The following is a 21,304-nucleotide window of genomic DNA, read 5'->3' on the forward strand; positions in this document are numbered from 1 at the left end:
TTCTTTGTCTGGAATTACTATCGACCTTTCAGGCCTTCAACGGTGCGTGAACCTGATCTTTCAGCCATAGCGTTGGATGGGTTTCAATTCGGCGCACCCAACTTGCCGCTATTCAAACTGATCACAGAGCTATTGTGATCACCAGGTAGGTAAAAAAGACCAGAAAGCCGACGATTCCCATTGACCGGATAGGCTTCTCTTCGATTGGCAGCGCATATTGCAGCGCGGAAAGGATCGGGCCAGAGCGGGCCAGCAAGCGGATCAGCAGCGTTCCAAGCGCAGCTGCCCAGAGCCAAAAGCTGGTGATGAAAGCTGTAAAAAGAACGGCAAAGCCCAAGGGGCTGTCAATGCCGTCAGCATCAAAACCAAATGCGCCCAAAAACCCATAGAGAAAGACAAAAGCGGTTGTTAGCAGACCAGACGACGTGGCGCCGAAGGCCTGAGTGAACAGCCATATGATTACTAATATGATGACAAAAATGATGAGGGCTGTGAACACCAGATCGAAGAATATTGCCCAGCTTAGCGACATCGATTTTTTTAAACTTTGCTGCAAGACCTTTCTGGTGACGTAAAGCGCCGGATAGTCTCCGATCCCGTTGAAAAGCAATCCCGCCAATAGGAGCATGAATATGTTTGAGGCAGTTATTTCTTCGTCGCCTAATGGTTGTCGACTGTCCGGAAGGAAAAGTCGCATCAGTAAGACTACCGAGAAAAAGAAAACGGCTGAAAGAACAAACGATCTGCTAAGGCATTTCCAGCTCAAGTGCCGTTCCCCGAAGAACTTTTCGAACATCGCCAGAACGGATTGAACGACAGGGCTGTTTCCGGGGGGTGGCTTAAGCAATATCAGCCAGGCGGCCAGATCATCCCTGAACTCTTTCGATATACAGTCGTCACCCTTCCAGAACACGGCGAGTACAGCCAGAATGATGGCTGAGCCCCCCAGAAGTTCGACCAAATCACCCCAAGGCACTAGAAATTTCCTTTGAGCAGATGCAATTTCATCTTACCCGGTGGTGGAAATTTTCCAAACCATCAGGTGCCGGACGCATGCGACGGTCGTCAATCCATTGCTTTTAGACTAAATTCTCAAGGCCTATCGCCGGCACAAATGGTGGACGCGCCCGTCGTTCACGGTGTGTGTCAGGTCTCGATGCCGTAGCGGCTGATCATCATATCGACGCTGTTCTCGATCGTTTCGGCCATTTCAGATTGGCTCAGGACCGAACCGCTGAACAGCATCGGCCAAAAGGCGCGGGCCTTGATCAAGCCGATAAACTCTTTCCCGGCCTGATCGGGGTTGTCGATTTTTAACTGACCGTCTTCCGCCGCATTGCGCAGCATGTCCGAGAACACGGCTGTTTTATCCAGCTTGCCCTGCGCCTCGACCGCAAGGGATGGGTTGCGCAGGGTTTCGCTTATCACCATGCGCGACATCGCAATCACATCCGGCAGCATCAGAATGCGGCCTTCGGCCCAGGCAAGCTCGGTCAGTTGCGCGCGTATATCGCGGCCCTTTTCGTACTTCATCTCGACCACTTCCGCGAACCTGTTTGACAGTTCCACCACGATGGAGCGGAAGAGGTTCTCCTTGCTTTCGAAATACTTATACAGCGTGCGCTTGGACACTTCGGCCTTGGCCGAAATGCGATCCATACTGGCCGCGGCGAACCCTTTTTCCAGAAACTCGGCCACGGCAGCATCGATGATCTGTGCGTATTTGGACGCATTCGGGGCGCTGCATTCGTTCATACCCGAGCTATAGACCCATTGACCGGCGCGGGTCAAACCCTACGTAAACTCACCAGTTTACAGGTCGCGAAAATTATGCCACTTGTAAACGCGCCAGTTTACCGACTCAGGTAATTAGCCAACAGGAGAGTCCCCCTATGACCCTTACTTTGAAACTGAACGGCCAGACCCACACGGTCGACGCCGAACCCGGCACGCCCCTTTTGTGGGTGATCCGTGATGAGCTGAAGCTGACAGGAACCAAATTTGGTTGCGGTGTCGCCTCGTGCGGCGCGTGCACCGTGCATCTGGATGGTGAACCCGTTCGGTCCTGCCAAACCTATGTCGAAGATGTCGAAGGTGCCGAGATCACCACAATCGAAGCCATTGGCGATGACAAAATCGGCGCTGCTGTTCAACAGGCCTGGGTTGAACTTGATGTCGTTCAATGCGGGTATTGCCAATCCGGTCAGGTGATGTCTGCGGTTGGGCTGCTGTCTGAAAACCCCAAGCCGTCAGTTGAAGAAATCGACGACTACATGGCTGGCAACGCCTGCCGCTGCGCCACCTATCAACGCATCCGCGCCGGTATCCAGCGCGCATCCGAAATTCTGGAGGCCTGATCATGACCATCAACACCTCTCGCCGTGGATTTCTGAAAGGCGCTGCTGCCGCTGGTGCCGTGCTTCTGGTTGGTGCCCGACCCGATGGTGCGCTGGCGGCGGCCTCGTCCGAGACCGCGACGTTCAACCCGTTTGTGAAAATCGATGCCGATGGCACTGTGACGGCTATCGTAAAGCACTTTGAAAAAGGTCAGGGCCCTGCAACCGGTCTGCCGACGCTGATCGCCGAGGAAATCGGCCTGACCATGGACCAGATCGAATACGAGTTCGCCCCGTCCGATCCGAATGTCTACAACAACCTTCTGTTCGGCCCGTTCCAGGGCACTGGCGGGTCCACCGCGATGGCGAATTCGTGGATGCAATACCGCCAGGCCGGGGCTGCGGCGCGTGAGATGCTGATCAACGCTGCCGCACAAAGCTGGGGCGTGGATGCGTCGGGCATCACCATTGAGGAAGGCATCGTGAAGGCAGGCGACAAGTCGGCGCCCATCGCTGAATTCGTGGCCGCCGCGTCTCAGTTAGAGGCCCCCGCTGAACCCCGCCTGAAAGACCCGTCCGAGTTCCGGTTGATCGGCAATGACTCCGTTCGTCGCAAGGATTCGGCCATCAAGGGCAACGGTCAGGCGATGTATGCCATGGACGTTCACCTGCCCAATCAGATGGTCGCCATGATCAAGCGCCCAGAATCGAAAGGCAGCATCGCCCTTGGCTTTGACGACAGCGCGTCGAAAGAGGTCAAAGGCTGTATCAACGCCGCCGTGCTGCCCAATCAGGCGGGTGTTGCCGTGTACGCGGAAAATACCTGGGCCGCGATTCAGGCGCGCGATGCGCTTGAGGTCGAGTGGGATTTGTCCGGCGCTGAAACCCGCGACTCGGACCAGATCAAGGCCGAGATCATGGCGGCGCTGGACGCAGCACCCAAGTATAACGTGAACAAGGCTGACGCCGCCGCTGTGGCAGCCGCCATCGACGGGGCGGACAAGGTTGTCGAAAAGACCTTCTACTTCCCGTTGCTGGCCCATGCACCGATGGAGCCGCTGAACTGCACCATCGAGCAAACGGCAAAGGGTGACATCGTCCTGCATGACGGCGCGCAGATGCCGACCGGGCCGCATATGGCCTATCAGCAGATCTTCCAACTGCCGCCCGAGAAGATCCACATCAAAACCATGCTGGCAGGCGGGTCTTTCGGTCGCCGTGCAACCCCGGACGCGGATTATCAGGTCGAGGCTGCGCTGGCCTTTGTCGTCACCGACCGCTCGCGCCCGGTCAAGCTGGTCTGGACGCGCGAGGATGACATTCGCAGCGGGTACTACCGCCCTGCCTTTGGTCACAAGGTTCGTGTGGGTCTGGACGCCGACGGCAACATCGTCGGCTGGCAGCACCAGATAGCAGGTCAATCCGTCATCAAGGGCACTCCGTTCGAGGCGGTTCTGGTGCATGACGGCATCGATCACAGCTCGGTCGAGGGTGTTTCGGACAGTCCTTATTCGATCCCCGGCATGGCGGTGGGTCTGACGGACACGCCGAAGGCAACCACGGTTCTGTGGTGGCGCTCGGTGGGTCATACCCACACCGCTTACACGATGGAAACCATGATGGATCTGGTGGCCGAAGCCGCAGGGCGCGACCCGGTCGAGTTCCGTTTGGCGCATCTGTCCGACACCAGCAACGCGGACCAGCAGCGCAAGGCCGCCGTCTTGAAGCTGGCGACAGAAAAAGCGGGTTGGGGCAACGCGCCAGAGGGTCGGTCCCAAGGGATTGCAGTCCACAAGTCCTTCGGGTCTTACGCGGCTGAAGTGGTCGAGGTTTCGGGCGATCCGGACAGCGGTATCAAGATCGAAAAGGTCACCTGTGCCGTCGATTGCGGTATTGCCGTGAACCCGGATGTTGTGCGCGCCCAGATGGAAGGTGGCATCGGATACGGGATCGGGCACGTCATGCGCGACCAGATCACCCTGACCAGCGGAGCGGTGGATCAGTTCAACTTCCCCGATTACGAGCCGCTGCGGATCGGCGATATTGCCGCGATCGACGTCCATATCGTGCCGTCTGCCGAAGCACCAACTGGCGTGGGTGAACCCGGAACGCCGCCCTCGGCCCCTGCCCTGGCCAACGCTATTCGTGCAATGTCGGGCAACCTGGTGGCCGAGCTTCCGATGGCTGAAAACGGGGTCAGCTTCGCCTGATCCAAAACATGCCGCGCCGGGTCGTCCTGACTCGGCGCGGCACTGTAGTTTTCTGGCCAGAAAAAATTTGATCAAATTTCGTGACAAGCGCACATGCCTTCGATACATCTCGGATAACCCGAGGAACGGAGGCCCTAATGGACCTGAATGCCCTTCACAATTTCCGCGTCGCGGCCTGTGATCTTAACGGGCAGATGCGGGGTAAGCGCGTGCCACCTGCTTATGCGGACAAGCTGTCCAAAGGCGCGGTTCGGATGCCGTTTTCCGCCCTGAATGTCGACCTGTGGGGCGCGGATATCGAAGGCAGCCCGCTGGTGTTTGAAACCGGCGACGCCGACGGCGTATTGTTGCCAACTGAACGCGGCGCGGTTCCGGTCCCGTGGCTGAACGCCGAAACGGCCCTGGTGCCCATGAGCCTTTATGACGATGACGGCACGCCATTTGCAGGCGACCCGCGCCACGCGCTGGGGGCCATCCTGTCGCGCTATGCGCAACGCGGCTGGTCCGTGGTCGCCGCGACCGAGTTGGAATTCACGCTGCTGGACGCCTCAGGCCCTCAGCCCCAGCCACCGATCAACCCGGTGACAGGTCACCGTCTGGCGGATGAGGCGGTGCTGTCCGTCGCCGAAATGGACGCGCTCGAGGCGTTCTTCAATGACCTCTATGACGGTTGCGCGGCAATGGGCATTCCTGCGCAGACCGCCATTTCCGAAAGCGGGATCGGCCAGTTCGAAATCAACCTGAACCATCAGGACGCCATGCGTTGCGCCGATGATACATGGCTTTTCAAGGGTTTGACACGCGGATTGGCGCGCAAACACGGGTTTGCCGCGACCTTCATGTCAAAGCCTTACGCTAATGACGCCGGAAACGGGATGCATGTGCATTTCTCAGTCCTCGATCAGAACGGCCAGAACATCTTTGACGATGGCGGACCCCAGGGCACCGATCTGCTGCGCGCTGCAGTCGCCGGATGCCTTGCCGCCATGCCCGCCAGCACCCTGATTTTTGCGCCGCACGGAAACTCCTACACGCGGCTTGTGCCCAGCGCGCATGCCCCGACGGGGGCAAGCTGGGCCTATGAAAACAGAACCGCAGCCATTCGCATTCCGGGCGGTGCCCCGGCGGCACGGCGGATCGAACACCGTGTGGCCGGGGGCGACATCAACCCTTACCTGATGCTGACCGCTGTCCTTGGCGCGGCGCTGCTGGGGATTGAAGACGGCCTGACGCCCCCCGCCCCGATCACCGGAAACGCATACGAGATTGACGGCTTGCCGCAACTGGCAGACAGTTGGGCGGCAGCCATCGACGCGTTCGAAACGGACCCGCTGATGACGCGCCTGTTCCCGGCCGAACTGATCCGCAACATGGCAATGACCAAGCGGCAGGAAATCGCGCGCTTTGCGGACCGTCCCGAAGATCAGCACTGGCTGAGTTACCTCGAAGCAGTCTGACCCCTTGCCCGCCGAGTGGGACTCGGGTATTTCTGAATTTGATCAAATTTGGTGACCTATGAAAATCGGCATTCTACAGACCGGCCACACCCCTGATGCGCTTCGGGAGACATTTGGGGATTACGATTCACTCTTTCCCGACCTGCTGGACGGGCACGGGCTGGATTTTGAAAGCCACCCCGTCGTTGATGGAATCTTCCCGACCGGTGCAGACGACGCCGAAGGCTGGCTGATCACCGGCTCGCGCCATGGCGCGTATGAGGATCTGCCGTGGATCCCCCGGCTTGAGGCGCTGATCCGCGAAATCCATCAAAGCGGTAAACCGCTTGTGGGCGTGTGTTTCGGCCACCAGATCATCGCGCAGGCCTTGGGTGGAACCGTCCGGAAATTCGATGGCGGCTGGGCCGTGGGGCGCACAGAATATGACTATGACGGCGAAAAAGTCTGGCTGAACGCCTGGCATCAGGATCAGGTTGTCGCGGTGCCGGACGGGGCCGAGGTCACTGGGCACAACGACTTCTGCCAGAACGCGATGCTGCGCTATGGCGATCAGATCTGGACGGTTCAGGCCCACCCCGAGTTCACTAACGACTTCGTTTCGGGCCTGATGCGCACGCGCGGCAAGGGCGTGGTGCCCGATGATCTGATGCAAGCCGCCGCAAACCGGCAAACCGCGCCGGATCATAATGCCCGGATCGCGCAGGTCATGGCAGATTTCCTGAAGAAAGCGAGGGACTGATGGCCGATTGGACAGACGACTTACCGCAGGCCGCGCAGAACTATATCGACGGGCACCGGCTGGACGAAGTGGAATGCATTATCTCGGACCTGCCCGGTATCGCGCGGGGCAAGGCCGTTCCGGCTTCGAAATTTGCCCGCCAATCCTATTTCCACCTGCCCGACAGTATCTTCTACCAGACCATCACGGGCGGCTGGGGTGAGGCTGCGGGCGAGGACGGGTTCATCGAACGGGACATGATCCTGAAACCGGATTTCACGACCGCATCTGCTGCACCCTGGACCGGTGACTGGACCTTGCAAGTGATCCACGACGCCTATGACAGGGACGGAGAGCCCATCCCCTACAGCCCCCGCAACGTGTTGAAACGCGTGGTGCAGATGTATCACGACAAAGGCTGGAAACCTGTCGTCGCGCCCGAGATGGAATTCTTTCTGGTCGCCCGCAATGTCGACCCCGCCCAATCAATCGAGCCGATGATGGGCCGGTCTGGACGTCCGGCAGCGGCCCGGCAGGCCTATTCCATGACCGCCGTGGATGAATTCGGCCCGGTGATCGACGACATCTATGATTTCGCCGAGCATCAGGGGTTCGAGATCGACGGCATCACCCAGGAAGGCGGCGCGGGACAGCTGGAGATCAACCTGCGCCACGGCAATCCGGTCAAGCTGGCCGATGAGGTGTTCTATTTCAAACGCCTGATCCGCGAGGCCGCCCTGCGCCACAATTGTTTCGCCACCTTCATGGCAAAACCGATTGAGGATGAGCCCGGCTCGGCCATGCACATCCATCACTCGATCACGGATATCGAGACCGGTCAGAACATCTTTTCCGGCCCGCAGGGCGGTGAGACGGACGCGTTTTATCACTTTATCGCAGGGCTGCAGAGCCATTTGCCCGCTGGTCTGGCGGTGATGGCGCCTTACGTGAATTCCTATCGCCGCTATGTCAAAGACCACGCCGCGCCGATCAATCTGGAATGGGCGCGAGACAACCGCACCACCGGCATTCGCGTGCCCCTGTCAGGCCCCGAGGCGCGGCGCATCGAGAACCGCATCGCCGGGATGGACTGCAACCCATATCTGGGCATCGCTTTGTCGCTGGCCTGCGGGTATCTGGGGCTGATCCAACAGGAACGCCCCCGCCGTCAGTTCTATGGCGACGCGTATGAAGGCGACGGCGACATCCCCCAGGTCATGGGCAACGCGCTGGATCTGTTCGACGAGGCCACCGAGTTGCATGACATTCTGGGCCCCGAATTTGCCCGCGTCTACGGCATCGTGAAGCGGGCCGAGTATGAGGAGTTCCTGCAGGTGATCTCCCCCTGGGAGCGTGAGCATCTTTTGCTGAACGTCTGAGCCTGTTGAGGCGTTCGGGATATCCGTATTTGGAACGAGAAGAAGATGAATCTGCTCTACTCCAATGACCGCAAGGCCGAGTATCCGGCAAGCTGGTACGCCGCGACCGCCAATCCGTTGGAGCCGTTCCCGGCCTTTGAGGGCGAGGCCCGCGCCGATGTATGTATCGTTGGCGGCGGCTATACAGGGTTGTCGGCCGCTCTGCATCTGGCCGAAGCCGGGATGGATGTGGTGCTGCTTGAGGCGCATCGTGTCGGGTTCGGAGCCTCAGGCCGCAATGGCGGGCAGTTGGGCAGCGCGCAGCGGATGGATCAGGAAGATCTGGAACGGCTGGTCGGGCTGGACGATGCCGCCAAGCTGTGGGATCTGGCCGAAGACGCCAAGGATCTGGTCAAGTCCCTGATCGCCAAGCACAAGATTGACTGCGATCTGAAACCCGGCGTTGCGGGGCTTGGGTTGTCGATTTCGGAACAGAACGACCTGCATGGCCACGCTGCCCATTTGTCGGACCGGTATGGCTATGACCAGATCGAGTTGCTGGACGAAGAGGCGGGGCATGCGCTGTGCCCCTCACCCACCTACAAAGGCGGCTATCTGGACAGGGGCGCAGCGCATCTGCATCCGTTGAACTATGCGCTTGGGCTTGCAAAGGCGGCGCATTCGGTGGGCGCGCGCGTTTTTGAAGGCACCGAGGTTCTGGCGATCGACGAAGGCGACCCTGCCTTGGTCCGCACTCAGCATGGCGCGGTTCGCGCCCGGCACGTCATTCTGGCCTGCAACGGCTATCTTGGTGCGCTGAACCAGAAGGTGGCCGCGCGGGTTATGCCGATCAACAACTTCATCGCCGCGACCGAGCCGTTGGGGGATAACGCCGCGCGCGTTCTTACCCAGGACGTCGCCGTGGCGGATACGAAGTTTGTGGTGAATTACTTCCGCCTCAGCGCGGATGGGCGGTTGTTGTTTGGCGGCGGTGAAAGCTATGGGTATCGGTTTCCGTCCGACATCGCCTCGACGGTGCGCAAACCGATGACCGAGATTTTCCCGCATCTCCGGGACGTCAAAATCGATTTTGCCTGGGGCGGCACGCTTGCGATTACGATGCGCCGGATGCCGTTTCTTGCGCAGGTTGCGCCCAATATTTTGTCAGCCTCCGGCTATTCTGGCCACGGGGTCGGGACTGCGACTCATGCGGGTCAACTGATGGCTCTGGCCATTCAGGGACAGGCCGAAGGGTTTGATACAATGGCCCGCGTGCCTGCCATTTCCTTCCCCGGCGGCCCTGCCCTGCGCAGCCCGCTGTTGGTGCTGGCGATGACCTGGTATGCGATGCGGGACCGACTGGGCATCTGACCCCATTTTCCATTGCGACAGTTTGGTGAAATTTTGCCGATCCGGCGATTGGGGCTTGGCACGGGCTGCGCGCTTGATTTAAATAAACGAAAGTTAGAATTCGGGAAATCCAAATATGACGCTGCCCCCCAACGTCCACGACGCCGAACCCATCCCCGCCGCTGCACGAGATGCCATCGATGCCCTGATGCAATCAGGCGACCTGTTTCGCTATACCGCACCACAGGATGCGCCGGTCGCACTGCTGGAGGCGGAATTTGCCGAACTTCTGGGCTCGAAATACGCTTTGGCGGTTTCGTCCTGCTCGGCGGCTCTGTTTCTGTCGCTGAAGGCGCTGGGCCTGCCCCGCGATGCGCGGGTGCTGATTCCGGGCTTCACATTTGCGGCGGTGCCCTCCTCGGTCGTGCATGCGGATTGCATTCCGGTCCTGTGCGAAGTGGCCGAGAACTATCGCATCGACATGGCTGATTTCGCAGCCAAGCTGGACAATGTGCAGGCCGTCATCATCAGCCATATGCGCGGCCACACCTCGGATATGGACGCGATCATGGAGCTGTGTGACGCGCGCGACATCCCTGTGATCGAAGACGCCGCCCATTCGCTGGGCACCACATGGCACGGTCGCAACATCGGGACCATTGGCAAGATCGGCTGCTTCTCGTTCCAGTCCTACAAGATGATTAATGCAGGCGAAGGCGGGATTCTGATCACCGACGATGCTGATCTGGTGGCCCGTTGCGTGATCATGTCCGGCGCGTATGAGAGCAACTGGAAAAAGCACAAAACCCCGCGCGGGGATAACTCGCCCGAGTTGGAGCAGGCCTTTGCCCGCTGGCAGAACCAGTTGCCGCTGTATAACTTGCGGATGAGCAACCTCAGCGCCGCCGTGATCCGTCCGCAACTGCCGGAACTGGCGCGTCGGGTGAAAGATGGGCTGGCGAACCACGACTATGTGGCCGAGCGCCTGAACGGTTCTCCGTATATCAACGTCCCCGCCCCGTTGGCGCCCGAACGTCGCGCGCCGGATTCGATCCAGTTCAATCTGGTCGGGTTGGATGAGAACGAGATCCGCGCCTTTGCCGCCGCGTCCGACGCGCGCGGCGTCAAGGTTCAGGTTTTTGGTCTGAGCGATAACAACGCCCGCGCCTTCTGGAACTGGCAGTTCCTGCCCGAAACATTCGATCTGCCCCAGACCCGCGACATGCTGATGAAAGCCTGCGATGTGCGCCTTCCCGTCCGCCTGACGCGCGAGGAGTTGGATGTGATCGCCGACATCCTTCTGGCCTCGGTCGGTGAGGTGACGGGCCCGGTTCCGGTGTACGGCACCTGACACAAAAAAGGCCCGCGCGATGCGGGCCTTGCTTTTTCTGATAGTGGTATCAGTTCAACTTGGACAGCTTGTTCTGCAGCTCGGCCAGTTGCTTTTTGATGTCGTCCAGATCTTCCTTGGCCTCAGGCTTTTCTTCTTCCTTGTCCGGTCCGGACCAGCCGCCGGACAGACCACCGGTCATGGCTTTCAAAAACGCCTGCTGCTGCGCCTGCAGCGCGTCGAACCCGGGCATCTGCGACATCGGATTCATAGCGTTCATGTTTTCCATCATCTTGCTTTGGCTTTCGCGCAGCATCTCGAACGAGCTTTGCAGGAACTGAGGCATCATACCCCCGCCCGGCACCATATAGCTGCGCACCAGATCGTTCAGAACATTGACCGGCAGCACATTCTCGCCCCGGCTTTCATGTTCTGCGATGATTTGTAGTAGATATTGACGGGTCAGGTCGTCGCCGGTTTTCAGGTCGATGATCTGAACTTCGCGCCCGTCCCGAATGAACCCCGCAATGTCTTCGAGCGTCACGTAATCGCTGGTCTCAGTGTTATACAGCCGACGGCTGGCGTAGCGCTTGATCAATAGCGGTTTTTCTTGGTCCGACACCTTGTACCCTCCCCAAGGATGATGCGTTGCAGCGCAGGTTATGCGACTGCAGCACAAAAAGAAAGGGCAGGTCAATGGACCTGCCCAACGCGATTGCACCTGTAGGGAGGATAAGGTGCCTGTCGCGGCCGTTCTTACTTGGCGGCGGCTGCTTTCTTTGCAGCAGTCGTCACGTCGTTGGTGGCTTTCTTGACAGCTGCGGTTGCTTCTTCAGCAGCGTCTTTGCCAGCGGCCATCAGCAGCTCGACAGTTTCGGTCTGAACTTTTTTCGCGATTTCTGCGAAAGCGGCCAGGTTTTCAGCTGCAACTTCAGCCGACGCGCTTGCGAAGTCGGTTGCCGCTTTGGCGTAGTCAGCAGGCTCTGCCTTTGCTTTCGACATCTCGCCCAGCTTGGCCAGGGTGTCCTTGGTCCATTTATTCGAGATCTCGGCCGACTTCTCAGCCGCGTCCAGTGCAACGCCCGACAGCTTTTCGTTCAGGGCTGCGGTCGATTTGAAGGCACCTTCCATTGCGGTGGTGTCTACCGGAAATGCGCCCATGACGTCTTTCATGATCGCGGTAAAGTCTTGGGTCTTTGCCATTGTCCTAATCCTTTTTGCCGAACCGGGCCCACCCCGGCTTTCATCAGCTTGAGGACAATATGGTTTCTGCATTGCAGCATTGCAAGTATTTTTTGCTGCAATGCAGAAAATTTTAGTTTCAAAATGAAATCAGGCGTTTGGATTGGCCACAACGTAGGTTCCAGGGGCCGGTGCAAGGGCGGGATGATCCGAATCGCCCGTGTCACGCGCCGGTACCTGCTTGCCGGACCGCTTTTTCAGCCATGCCTCCCACATCGGCCACCAGGACCCTTCGTGGAAATCCGCCTCTTTCAACCAGGTGTCGGAATCCACCTTCATCTCGGGGTTGGTGTAGTGGCCGTATTTCTTCTTGCTGGGCGGATTGACGATGCCCGCAATGTGACCGGATTCCGAAACCACAAATGTCTTCGAGCGTGAGCCCATTTTCTGCACGCCGCGATAGCAGTCTTTCCAGGCGGCAATGTGATCGGTCTCGCACGTGATCGCCATCAGCGGAACGTCGACGTCGCTGACCTTCAGCTTATGGCCCAGCAATTCGATCCCGTCGCCCGCAAACTCGTTCCGCTGGCACAGGCCGCGCAGATAATCGACGGCCATCTTTGCCGGAAGGTTCGCACCGTCCCCGTTCCAATACAGCAGATCGAAGGCCGGGGGCATCTCGCCCATCATGTAGCTGCGAATGGCAGGTCCATAGACCAGATCCCGGGATCGCAGAAAGGACATCGTGCGCGCCATGATCCAGGACCGCAGAACGCCCTCTTTGTTCACTTCTTCCTCGATCCCGTCGATGAAGTCGTTTTGCAGGAACGGGGTGAATTCCCCCTGATCCGAGAAATCGGTCAGGGCCGTGAACAGCGTGGCGGACTTTACCGATTTGTCACCGCGCTGTTTCAACAGGGACAGCGTCAGGCTCAGCGTTGTGCCGGCGATGCAATAGCCGATTGCGTTGACCTGTTTGACCTTGCAGATCTTCTTGGCCTCTTCGATCGCCGTCAGAAAGCCGTCCTGAATGTAATCTTCCATGCCGGTTTCGGCATAGCTTTCATCCGGGTTGACCCAGCTGACGACAAACAGCGTATAGCCCCGTTCCGTGATCCACTTGATCAGGCTGTTCTGCGCCTTCAGGTCCAGGATATAGAACTTGTTGATCCAGGGCGGGAACAGCACCACGGGCGTTTCGTAAACCGTCTCAGTCGTAGGCTTGTACTGGATCAGCTCCATCATGCGGTTGCGATAGACCACTTCGCCCGGTGTGGTGGCCAGATTGCCGCCAACTTCAAACGCGTTCTCGTCGGCCAACTTTACGACCAACTCTCCATCATTGGCCTCCAGATCCGAGACGAGGTTTTCGAGCCCCTGAACCAGCGACTGCCCTTCTGTTTCGACGGCCTTCTGCAAAGCGTCAGGATTTGTCGCCAGAAAATTGGTCGGGGCCATCATGTCGACAATCTGTTGCGAGAAGTACTGCAACCGCCGCTTGTCCTTGTCGCCCAGATCGTCGACCGAGGCGACAGCCTGCGCAATAGCCTGCGCGTTTGTCTGATATTGCTGGCGGATCAGGCGGAAATAAGGATTGGTTTCCCACATCGGGTTCGAGAAACGCTTGTCTCCGGGTGCGTTTTGCTCGTCCTCGACCTCCCCCGTGGCCAGCGCCTGCTGCGCCTCGGCGAAGTTCAGAACCGATTTTCCCCAATATTCGATTTGCTGTTCCAGCAGCTTGGCGGGATTTTGCCACGCCTCGGCCCAGTAGGCTGTTGCTGCTCTTGCGAAAAGCACTTGATTCGGACCATCCAAAGCGGGGGTATGGGTCTTCTTTGTCGCCATAATCTCGATCAGGCGCTTGGACAGCGTCTCGACCTTGTCCATATTTTCTTTAAGGCGTTCAATATGTTCTTCAGTCACGTCAGGCATTTGGTCTTCACTTGTTGTCATTTTAACAATATCCCCCTAACCTCGCTGCTATGCAGAATAACGTCGTGGGTGTCGGGGGGCAAAGCGGCGAATGGTCCACAACTCTTAGCCTTACACGCCGGAGGCAGCTTCCATGCGCTATATGATGACCTACGACCTGATGGAGACCATGCGCAACACGAACCAATGGCTTGGTTCTACCGCCAGCGCGATGGCCTCTTACCCCCTGTTTGCGATGGTTCCGAACCCGGGCTTCAGCTGGATGGCCGCCTGGGGCGAAGTGACCGAGCGGACCTTCCAGCGCATGGTCGTGAAACCTGACTGGGGGATCCGTACTTTCACCTGCGAGGACGGCAAAGATCATCTTGTCGACATTACCACTGTTCTGGAACGCCCTTTTGGCGATCTCATCCATTTCAAGGTAAACGGGCGGGAAAAGCAACAGCGGAAGGTCCTTCTGGTTGCGCCGATGTCCGGTCACTATGCAACATTGCTGCGTTCCACGGTCAAAAGTCTGTTGGTCAATTGTGAGGTCTACATCACCGATTGGCATAACGCGCGTGACATTCCCGTGTCTGCAGGCAAGTTCGATGTCGAGGATTACACCCTCTACCTTGTCGATTTTATGAAAGAGCTGGGGCCCGACACCCATGTCGTCGCTGTTTGCCAGCCCGCGCCGCTGACACTGGCCGCAACAGCCTATCTGGCCGAGCTGGAACCGAAGGCGCAGCCGAGCACTCTGACCCTGATTGGCGGTCCGGTCGATCCGGATGCAACGCCCACCGATGTCACGGATTTCGGCCGCAGGGTGACAATGGGTCAGCTGGAAGAAACCATGATCCAGCGGGTCGGGTTCAAGTACAAAGGCGTCGGTCGCATGGTCTATCCGGGCCTGCTGCAACTGGCGTCGTTCATGTCGATGAATGCCGAGCGACACTCCAAAGCCTTTTCGGACCAGATCCAGCGGGTGATCCGGGATGAGGCCTCGGACCACGACGCGCATAACCGCTTCTACGATGAATATCTGGCCGTCATGGACATGACTGCGGAATTCTATCTGTCCACGGTCGAGCGTGTCTTCAAAAACCGCGAGATTGCGCGCAACGAATTTGTTGTGGCCGGTCACAAGGTCGATATGAGCAAGATCACCGATGTTGCCGTGAAAACCGTCGAAGGCGCAAATGATGACATCTCGGCCCCCGGTCAGTGCATCGCGGCGCTGGACCTGTGCACCGGCCTGCCGGACAGCAAAAAGGCCAGCCATGTCGAGCCCGGCGCAGGCCATTATGGCATCTTTGCGGGGCGCAGCTGGCGCGACAACATTCGCCCGCTTGTGATTGATTTTATGAATGAAAACAGCCGCAAACCACAGCGCCGCGCCGCGAACCGAAACAAGGTCGCGTGATTGATATGGGCGAGAGCGACGCAACCGATCTCGCCTTTTCCTGCCAGTGCGGCAAGCTGACGGGCCGCATCACGCGTGACGGTGCGCGCCTCGCCACGCATGCCGAGTGCTTTTGCCATGATTGCCGCGCGGCCCAGTTGTATTTCGGTCAGCCCGACCCAGCCCCCGGTCCAGTTGAGGTTTTCCAGATCGCCCCCGAAGAGTTTGTGATCGAAACCGGCCATGAACATCTGGCGGCAATGAAACTCAGCCCCAACGGCATGTTGCGCTGGTATGCCAAATGCTGCAACGTGCCGCTTGCGACCACACCACGCGGACCAAAATTCCCATTTGCCGGTGTGATCGCCGCCCGGATCGCCGATAACTCGGCCCTTGGTCCGATCACAACGCGCGGGTTCATTCCCCAGCCCAACGGCAAGCAAAAGCACGAGGGGCTTGGCCCGGCCATCATCGGTTTGGTTCGACGTGTTGCCAAATCCCGTCTGTCCGGCAGTTGGAAGAAAACTCCGTTTTTCGACCCGGCGACAGGCGAACCTGTGGTGCCCCCCAAACTGATCGACAAATCCGAACGCGACGCGCTTTACCCGTAGCGGGGTCTGGACGGCACCTGAAGCCAGCTTTGCATCGCATTGGTCACAACGCCCGGTTCCTCTAACGTCGGCAAGTGCCCTGCATTGTCCAACAGGTGCAAATCTGCGTTCGGGATCATGTCTGCCATAAAGCCGAGTTTGCGCGCAGGGGTCAGCGTGTCATGCTTTCCCCCCAAGACCAGACTGGGCGCTTTGATCCGGCACAGGGTGCTTTGCTGGTCCGGTCGCCTTTGCAAGGCACGCATCTGCCGCACAAAAACCTCGGGGCCCAGATCACCCGCCATCGCAAGCAGATCGTTCAGGATCGGGATCCGTTGCGGACCCGGCGCCAGCGCGTCCGAGCCCACGACCTTGCGCATTACCTCATCCAGACGCCCCGCCTGCGCCCCGATGATCAGGTCTTCGCGTGCAGCCGCGATTTGCGGCGTGTCGGCCTGCGCATCGGTCGAGATCAGACACAGCCGCGACACCCGATCCGGCGCGCGCCGCATGATTTCCAACGCAACCACACCGCCCAGGGCAAGCCCGGCCAGCGCAAACCGATGCGGCAACTGATCCAATAGGCTCGATGCAATTTCTTCGACCCGCTCTCCCAGTGAAATGGGGGCAACAGTCACGGCCCGTTCGCGCGACAGCACGTCGATCTGCGGGCGAAACAGTCGAGCGTCACACATAAAACCAGGTAACAACACCAACGGCTCGATCACGCGGGGCCTCCATCAGTTCGGATATCCGAACCCCTTCGTTTTCCCCCAGAATGAGAGTTTTGCCGCGACCGGGCAAGCGAAACTTCACGGGTAGGTGATGCCGCGAAAACTGGGAAAATCAGCATATCGGGCCTGCCGGGCTGCCAGTGTTTCCTCAGGCTCGGCTCCGGGCCGCAGCAGGCATCCGCGGGGCGCGATATAGCTGTCGATCCGACGCATCGGCGTAGGCCGCCAGACAAGGTTGAAAGCGCAGAGTTTGGGAAAGAACCAGATCTCGGAATAGTCCAGATGATCATGCATCCACCACGCCAGATCGCGCCAATCGCGCCCCTGTTCGTATTGGTCGGCAAACCACGGGATCACAATCGAGGCCCCGGCAATCCGCGCCGCGCCCTCGCCGCGATCCCAGATGTGACATTCCAAAGGGTTGTCATTGCGCGCGCAGTTCAGTTTGTTTTCATTGCCGAATTGGTTCAGCGACGGCGACCGATAGCCGGACCGCACTGCTATTCGGCCAAAGGTTTCCTCTAACGGGTCAAGCAGCGTCTGGCAAAAGGCGCGCCCGGTCTCAATCGCCAGATCCGGGTTGTCGGGGATGTTCTGGCGTTCGTGAAAATTGCCAATCTCGGAATACAGAAAGTCCCGCATGAAGAAATGCCGCGACAGGCGCACACGGCCCAGCGTCTCAAGGCTCCACATACTGGCCGGTTTACGCATCATCGGCTCCGATCGGAAACGGCAAGGGCGGCTATTGAACCCCTAACCCTTTCAGCCAATCCAGAATACCGGCAACCGTCGCGTCTGTTTGCCCGGGTGACATCAAGCGACCGGAAATAACATGGGATGACGGATCATCGCCCGGCCCCATCGTGACCAACTCAACCGTTGCCGGAGCGCCCCAAGCTTCAGCCACCTTATGAGTCCGGTCGGGGCGAACGACCTGATCGTCATCCGAGAACCAGAACAGGGCCGGGACCAGAGCGTCCGAGAAATCGAGCGCATAGACCGTTTCAACCAGAACTGTCATGGGCACCACGGCCTCCCAAGGATAGACCGAAGACCAGTATTTGCTCTTTTCCGGATCCGGGCCGGATACATCGCGTTCCTCCCCCATCAGAATCGGCAACCACTCCCGCGCCCAAGGCAGGCCGGGGATAAAGGCCGCAGGGGTGTTAACGCCGAAGTTGGGCGACACAAACACCATGCCAACAACATCCGCACTCAGCTCGGGATCACGCGCGGCAGCCGCAGCCAGTGTGCCCCCGGTCGAGGTCGACATGACGATCACCTTGTCCCCCACGGCCCGCGCGGCGGCCAACCCCTCTGCCATGTCCTGCATCCACCCCGAGGCGGTTGCATCGCCCATCGCAGACCCATCGCGCCCATGGCCTTGCAGGCGGGTATAGACCAGATTGGCCCCCAGCGCATCGGCAACCCTGTCAGGGACCGGCCGGATTTCCTCGGAACTGGCCGAGAACCCATGCACATACAGTACCGAATAGGGCGTACGCTGTTCCTTGAATCCATCCTGCCAGATCACACGTTTTTCAACACCGGGAACGATGTCGTCAAAAGCGGACTCGGTGCTTTCGAAATAGACCTGAACACCCTCGCCGAACTTTCCTGCATCAAAGCTCGGATGAAGGTTTACCTCTTCCCGCGGTCCGAACCAGTAGATCAGACCACCCACCGCGACCAGTGCCAACAACAGACGCCCCAAAATCCATCCAAAACGCCGCATCAGCCTTCCCCCATCACTTCAAGAACCGTCTGTTCGATCAATCCCAGACAAGGCCCGTCCGAGAATCGATGGTCCGCATCCTTGACCAGCAACAGGCGCAGATCCGGGCTGGTTGCGTGCTCGAGCAGTCGCACAGCCGTTTCTGTGGGCACCGCGGTATCTGCGGTTCCGTGCAGACAGCGCACTGGAAATGGCAGGTCCAGTTGTGATCGCAGCACCAAACGCTGTCGGCCATCTTCGATCATCCTTTTAGTGATGATGTACGGCTCCATGTAATCCGAGGGCAGTTCGACATGACCCAAAGTCTCCAGCGCCGCCTTCTGCTCATCACTAAAGGACGACCAGTAACCATCTTCGGTAAAGTCCGGGGCAGCGGCGATAGTGACCATTCCTGCAATGCGTTCGGGGCAGGCACGCGCCAGCAACAAAGCCTGCCACCCCCCCATGGACGACCCGACAACGATCAGCGGCCCCTCGGTCAGACCCGATACAGCCGCAACAGTGTCCTCATGCCAATCCCCAATGCAGCCATCGGTAAACGCTTCGGAACTCTCTCCGTGCCCCGAATAATCAAACCGCAAAAACGCCTGCCCCCGCGCCTTTGCCCAAGCTTCCAAATGCACGGCCTTGGTGCCTTCCATATCCGATTTCAGCCCACCCAAAAAAACAATGGTCGGCCCCGCGCCTTCGCTTTTGTGATAGGCCAACCGCCGCCCCTGCGCCGTCTCCAGAAAATTCGTTGCTGCCATAAAACCCTCATTCCTTTTGCAGCATCATGCACGCCCTACCCCCAAGTGCAATTCCCGGATCCCTCTTCATCTGGCCAAAAATATCCCGGGGAGCGCGAGGGGCAGCGCCCCTCGCTCCCACACTTGACACAGGCACCTCCACCTGCCACATGAGCCGAACGCAAATAACCCGCAACCGGGCGTTCAGTGGGCGCCAAACCGACGAGGAGAGCCAGACCATGGCCCTGGATTCAAAATCCGTCTCACTCACCTTTCCCGATGGCAATGCACGTTCTTATGACGCAGGCGTCACGCCTGCGCAGGTGGCTGCCGATATCTCGACCTCGCTGGCGAAAAAGGCCATCTCGGCCACGGTGAACGGCCAGCATTGGGACCTGCAATGGCCCATCGAGTCTGATTCCGACATCGCCATTCACACCATGAAGGACGAAGTTCAGGCCAACGAACTGATCCGTCACGACCTGGCCCATATCATGGCGCGCGCGGTGCAGGAAATCTGGCCCGACACCAAGGTCACAATCGGCCCGGTGATTGATAACGGCTGGTACTACGACTTCGACCGCGCCGAACCCTTCACCCCCGAAGACCTCGGCCTGATCGAGAAAAAGATGAAGGAAATCATCAATAAGCGCGACACCGTGACCACCGAGGTCTGGGACCGTCAGCGCGCGATCGATTTCTACACGGCGAATAATGAGCCCTATAAGGTCGAACTGATCGAAGCCATCCCGGGCGACGAACCGCTGCGCATGTACTGGCATGGCGACTGGCAGGACCTGTGCCGCGGCCCGCACCTGCAGCACACCGGACAAGTTCCGGGTGACGCGTTCAAACTGATGTCCATCGCCGGTGCCTACTGGCGCGGCGACAGCAGCCGCCAGATGCTGCAACGCATCTACGGCGTGGCCTTCACCGGCAAGGAAAAGCTCAAAGCGCACCTGCATATGCTGGAAGAGGCCGCCAAGCGTGACCACCGCAAGCTGGGCAAGGAGATGGACCTGTTCCACCTGCAACCCGAAGCGCCGGGCCAGATTTTCTGGCACCCGAACGGCTGGACCATCTACACCATGCTGCAGGACTACATGCGCCGTCAGCAGAAACGCGGCGGCTATGTCGAGGTCAATACCCCACAGGTCGTCGACCGCAAATTGTGGGAGGCCTCGGGCCACTGGGACAAGTATCAGGAAAACATGTTCATCGTCGAAGTCGATGAGGAACATGCCCGCGACAAGGCGGTCAATGCGCTCAAGCCGATGAACTGCCCCTGCCACGTGGAAATCTTCAAGCAGGGTCTGAAATCCTATCGCGATCTGCCGCTGCGCATGGCCGAGTTCGGATCGTGCAATCGGTACGAACCCTCGGGCGCGCTGCACGGCATCATGAGGGTGCGCGGGTTCACGCAGGACGACGCGCATATCTTCTGCACCGAAGAGATGATCGCCGATGAGACCAAACTGTTCCTCAACTTCCTGTCCAACGTCTACAAGGACCTCGGGTTCGAGAACTTCAAGGTCAAGTTCTCGGATCGGCCCGAAGTGCGCGCCGGGACGGATGAGCAGTGGGACAAGGCCGATGAACTGCTGAAAGCCGCCTGTGACGCGGCTGGATGTGCCTATGATCTGAACCCGGGCGAAGGTGCGTTCTATGGACCCAAGCTGGAGTTTGTTCTGACCGACGCCATCGGGCGCGACTGGCAGTGCGGCACCCTGCAGGTGGACTTCATTATCCCCGAACGTCTGGGCGCGACCTATATCGCAGCGGATGGTGAACGGCACACGCCGGTCATGCTGCACCGCGCCTGCCTTGGTTCGTTCGAACGTTTCATCGGTATCCTGATCGAGGAACACGCGGGCAAGCTGCCGTTCTGGCTGGCCCCGCGTCAGGTCGTTGTCGCCTCGATTACCTCGGATGCAGATGACTATGTGATGGACGTGGTCGAAACGCTCAAGGCCGCCGGTGTCCGCGCCGAGGCGGATATCCGCAACGAGAAGATCAACTACAAGGTCCGCGAGCATTCGGTCGGCAAAGTGCCGGTCATTCTGGCCGTCGGGCACCGCGAAGTTGAAGACCGCACCGTCAGTGTCCGCCGCCTTGGCGAAAAACAGACGCAGGTTCAATCCCTTGAGGCTGTAACAATTGAGCTGGGCCAGGCCGCAACCCCGCCCGACCTGCTGTAACATTCGGCACCATATCGCCGGAAATCCGACCCCTCGGAAGGGGTCGGATTGTAACATTTCCT

Annotated in this window: 19 protein-coding genes; 10 read left to right on the top strand and 9 right to left on the bottom strand. The window is 59.0% G+C overall.

Annotated elements, in window-relative coordinates:
• Positions 1-121: 121 nt before the first annotated feature.
• Both ACR0KX_RS09840 and ACR0KX_RS09845 read right to left on the bottom strand, forming a co-directional pair.
• Complete coding sequence (locus ACR0KX_RS09840) at positions 122-961, bottom strand: hypothetical protein (RefSeq protein WP_170449715.1); 840 nt, start codon at positions 959-961, stop codon at positions 122-124.
• A gap of 185 nt (positions 962-1,146) precedes the next feature.
• The gene (locus ACR0KX_RS09845; RefSeq protein ID WP_170449712.1) at positions 1,147-1,755 is read right to left on the bottom strand and encodes a TetR/AcrR family transcriptional regulator; all 609 of its coding nucleotides are present in this window, start codon (positions 1,753-1,755) and stop codon (positions 1,147-1,149) included.
• 137 nt (positions 1,756-1,892) lie between these two features.
• Between ACR0KX_RS09845 and ACR0KX_RS09850 the strand changes: the two genes are divergently transcribed.
• From ACR0KX_RS09850 to ACR0KX_RS09880, 7 genes are all read left to right on the top strand, one after another.
• Positions 1,893-2,357: a (2Fe-2S)-binding protein gene (locus ACR0KX_RS09850; RefSeq protein ID WP_170449709.1), complete on the top strand. Its 465-nt coding sequence runs from the start codon at positions 1,893-1,895 to the stop codon at positions 2,355-2,357.
• Positions 2,358-2,359: 2 nt separating this feature from the next.
• The gene (locus tag ACR0KX_RS09855; RefSeq protein ID WP_480708374.1) at positions 2,360-4,546 is read left to right on the top strand and encodes a xanthine dehydrogenase family protein molybdopterin-binding subunit; all 2,187 of its coding nucleotides are present in this window, start codon (positions 2,360-2,362) and stop codon (positions 4,544-4,546) included.
• 137 nt (positions 4,547-4,683) lie between these two features.
• Positions 4,684-6,003, top strand: coding sequence for a glutamine synthetase family protein (locus ACR0KX_RS09860; protein ID WP_170622028.1), 1,320 nt, complete (start codon positions 4,684-4,686; stop codon positions 6,001-6,003).
• 58 nt (positions 6,004-6,061) lie between these two features.
• A complete protein-coding gene (locus ACR0KX_RS09865; protein WP_170622029.1) occupies positions 6,062-6,742 on the top strand; it encodes a type 1 glutamine amidotransferase in 681 nt (226 codons plus the stop codon).
• Complete coding sequence (locus ACR0KX_RS09870; RefSeq protein WP_170449702.1) at positions 6,742-8,100, top strand: glutamine synthetase family protein; 1,359 nt, start codon at positions 6,742-6,744, stop codon at positions 8,098-8,100. Before ACR0KX_RS09865 ends, ACR0KX_RS09870 begins: the two co-directional genes overlap by 1 nt.
• A 45-nt stretch (positions 8,101-8,145) precedes the next feature.
• Entirely contained in the window at positions 8,146-9,450 is a 1,305-nt protein-coding gene (locus tag ACR0KX_RS09875; RefSeq protein WP_170622030.1) for an NAD(P)/FAD-dependent oxidoreductase, read from the top strand.
• Between the two features lie 115 nt (positions 9,451-9,565).
• Positions 9,566-10,780, top strand: a complete 1,215-nt coding sequence (locus ACR0KX_RS09880) for an aminotransferase class I/II-fold pyridoxal phosphate-dependent enzyme (protein WP_170622031.1) — start codon at positions 9,566-9,568, stop codon at positions 10,778-10,780.
• Between the two features lie 49 nt (positions 10,781-10,829).
• Here the strand turns inward: ACR0KX_RS09880 and phaR are convergent, their stop codons facing one another.
• From phaR to ACR0KX_RS09895, 3 genes are all read right to left on the bottom strand, one after another.
• Positions 10,830-11,381, bottom strand: a complete 552-nt coding sequence (phaR, locus tag ACR0KX_RS09885; RefSeq protein ID WP_170449693.1) for a polyhydroxyalkanoate synthesis repressor PhaR — start codon at positions 11,379-11,381, stop codon at positions 10,830-10,832.
• 134 nt (positions 11,382-11,515) lie between these two features.
• Complete coding sequence (locus ACR0KX_RS09890) at positions 11,516-11,962, bottom strand: phasin family protein (protein WP_170622032.1); 447 nt, start codon at positions 11,960-11,962, stop codon at positions 11,516-11,518.
• A gap of 129 nt (positions 11,963-12,091) precedes the next feature.
• Entirely contained in the window at positions 12,092-13,894 is a 1,803-nt protein-coding gene (locus ACR0KX_RS09895; protein WP_480708375.1) for a PHA/PHB synthase family protein, read from the bottom strand.
• Between the two features lie 112 nt (positions 13,895-14,006).
• Here ACR0KX_RS09895 and phaZ point away from each other — a divergent pair, with 112 nt between their 5' ends.
• Both phaZ and ACR0KX_RS09905 read left to right on the top strand, forming a co-directional pair.
• Positions 14,007-15,278, top strand: coding sequence for a polyhydroxyalkanoate depolymerase (phaZ, locus tag ACR0KX_RS09900; RefSeq protein ID WP_170449685.1), 1,272 nt, complete (start codon positions 14,007-14,009; stop codon positions 15,276-15,278).
• Between the two features lie 5 nt (positions 15,279-15,283).
• Positions 15,284-15,868, top strand: a complete 585-nt coding sequence (locus ACR0KX_RS09905) for a DUF6151 family protein (protein WP_170449683.1) — start codon at positions 15,284-15,286, stop codon at positions 15,866-15,868.
• On the opposite strand, the gene ACR0KX_RS09910 is transcribed toward ACR0KX_RS09905, so the two are convergent.
• The 4 genes from ACR0KX_RS09910 to ACR0KX_RS09925 all read right to left on the bottom strand — a co-directional run bounded on the left by ACR0KX_RS09910 (position 15,859) and on the right by ACR0KX_RS09925 (position 19,065).
• Positions 15,859-16,575, bottom strand: coding sequence for an alpha/beta fold hydrolase (locus ACR0KX_RS09910; RefSeq protein WP_170449679.1), 717 nt, complete (start codon positions 16,573-16,575; stop codon positions 15,859-15,861). The genes ACR0KX_RS09905 and ACR0KX_RS09910 overlap by 10 nt on opposite strands.
• Positions 16,576-16,659: 84 nt before the next feature.
• Positions 16,660-17,274 carry a hypothetical protein gene (locus ACR0KX_RS09915; protein ID WP_170452995.1) on the bottom strand — a complete coding sequence of 205 codons (615 nt, stop codon included), beginning with the start codon at positions 17,272-17,274 and terminating at the stop codon, positions 16,660-16,662.
• Between the two features lie 49 nt (positions 17,275-17,323).
• Positions 17,324-18,316, bottom strand: coding sequence for an alpha/beta fold hydrolase (locus ACR0KX_RS09920; protein WP_170622036.1), 993 nt, complete (start codon positions 18,314-18,316; stop codon positions 17,324-17,326).
• Positions 18,316-19,065 carry an alpha/beta fold hydrolase gene (locus tag ACR0KX_RS09925; RefSeq protein ID WP_170449657.1) on the bottom strand — a complete coding sequence of 250 codons (750 nt, stop codon included), beginning with the start codon at positions 19,063-19,065 and terminating at the stop codon, positions 18,316-18,318. The genes ACR0KX_RS09920 and ACR0KX_RS09925 overlap by 1 nt, the downstream gene beginning before the upstream one ends.
• A gap of 218 nt (positions 19,066-19,283) precedes the next feature.
• Between ACR0KX_RS09925 and thrS the strand changes: the two genes are divergently transcribed.
• On the top strand, positions 19,284-21,242 hold the full coding sequence (gene thrS, locus ACR0KX_RS09930; protein WP_170449653.1) for a threonine--tRNA ligase: 1,959 nt from the start codon (positions 19,284-19,286) through the stop codon (positions 21,240-21,242).
• Positions 21,243-21,304 lie beyond the last annotated feature (62 nt).

It is taken from the genome of Ruegeria sp. BG5 (assembly GCF_056538425.1).

What these genes read in the sequence shown, in the direction of transcription:
- ACR0KX_RS09845 (WP_170449712.1), bottom strand. Translation starts at nt 1,755, where the DNA reads ATGAACGAATGCAGCGCCCCGAATGCGTCCAAATACGCACAGATCATC.
- ACR0KX_RS09850 (WP_170449709.1), top strand. Translation starts at nt 1,893, where the DNA reads ATGACCCTTACTTTGAAACTGAACGGCCAGACCCACACGGTCGACGCC.
- ACR0KX_RS09855 (WP_480708374.1), top strand. Translation starts at nt 2,360, where the DNA reads ATGACCATCAACACCTCTCGCCGTGGATTTCTGAAAGGCGCTGCTGCC.
- ACR0KX_RS09860 (WP_170622028.1), top strand. Translation starts at nt 4,684, where the DNA reads ATGGACCTGAATGCCCTTCACAATTTCCGCGTCGCGGCCTGTGATCTT.
- ACR0KX_RS09865 (WP_170622029.1), top strand. Translation starts at nt 6,062, where the DNA reads ATGAAAATCGGCATTCTACAGACCGGCCACACCCCTGATGCGCTTCGG.
- ACR0KX_RS09870 (WP_170449702.1), top strand. Translation starts at nt 6,742, where the DNA reads ATGGCCGATTGGACAGACGACTTACCGCAGGCCGCGCAGAACTATATC.
- ACR0KX_RS09875 (WP_170622030.1), top strand. Translation starts at nt 8,146, where the DNA reads ATGAATCTGCTCTACTCCAATGACCGCAAGGCCGAGTATCCGGCAAGC.
- ACR0KX_RS09880 (WP_170622031.1), top strand. Translation starts at nt 9,566, where the DNA reads ATGACGCTGCCCCCCAACGTCCACGACGCCGAACCCATCCCCGCCGCT.
- ACR0KX_RS09890 (WP_170622032.1), bottom strand. Translation starts at nt 11,962, where the DNA reads ATGGCAAAGACCCAAGACTTTACCGCGATCATGAAAGACGTCATGGGC.
- ACR0KX_RS09895 (WP_480708375.1), bottom strand. Translation starts at nt 13,894, where the DNA reads ATGACAACAAGTGAAGACCAAATGCCTGACGTGACTGAAGAACATATT.
- phaZ (WP_170449685.1), top strand. Translation starts at nt 14,007, where the DNA reads ATGCGCTATATGATGACCTACGACCTGATGGAGACCATGCGCAACACG.
- ACR0KX_RS09905 (WP_170449683.1), top strand. Translation starts at nt 15,284, where the DNA reads ATGGGCGAGAGCGACGCAACCGATCTCGCCTTTTCCTGCCAGTGCGGC.
- ACR0KX_RS09915 (WP_170452995.1), bottom strand. Translation starts at nt 17,274, where the DNA reads ATGTGGAGCCTTGAGACGCTGGGCCGTGTGCGCCTGTCGCGGCATTTC.
- ACR0KX_RS09920 (WP_170622036.1), bottom strand. Translation starts at nt 18,316, where the DNA reads ATGCGGCGTTTTGGATGGATTTTGGGGCGTCTGTTGTTGGCACTGGTC.
- ACR0KX_RS09925 (WP_170449657.1), bottom strand. Translation starts at nt 19,065, where the DNA reads ATGGCAGCAACGAATTTTCTGGAGACGGCGCAGGGGCGGCGGTTGGCC.
- thrS (WP_170449653.1), top strand. Translation starts at nt 19,284, where the DNA reads ATGGCCCTGGATTCAAAATCCGTCTCACTCACCTTTCCCGATGGCAAT.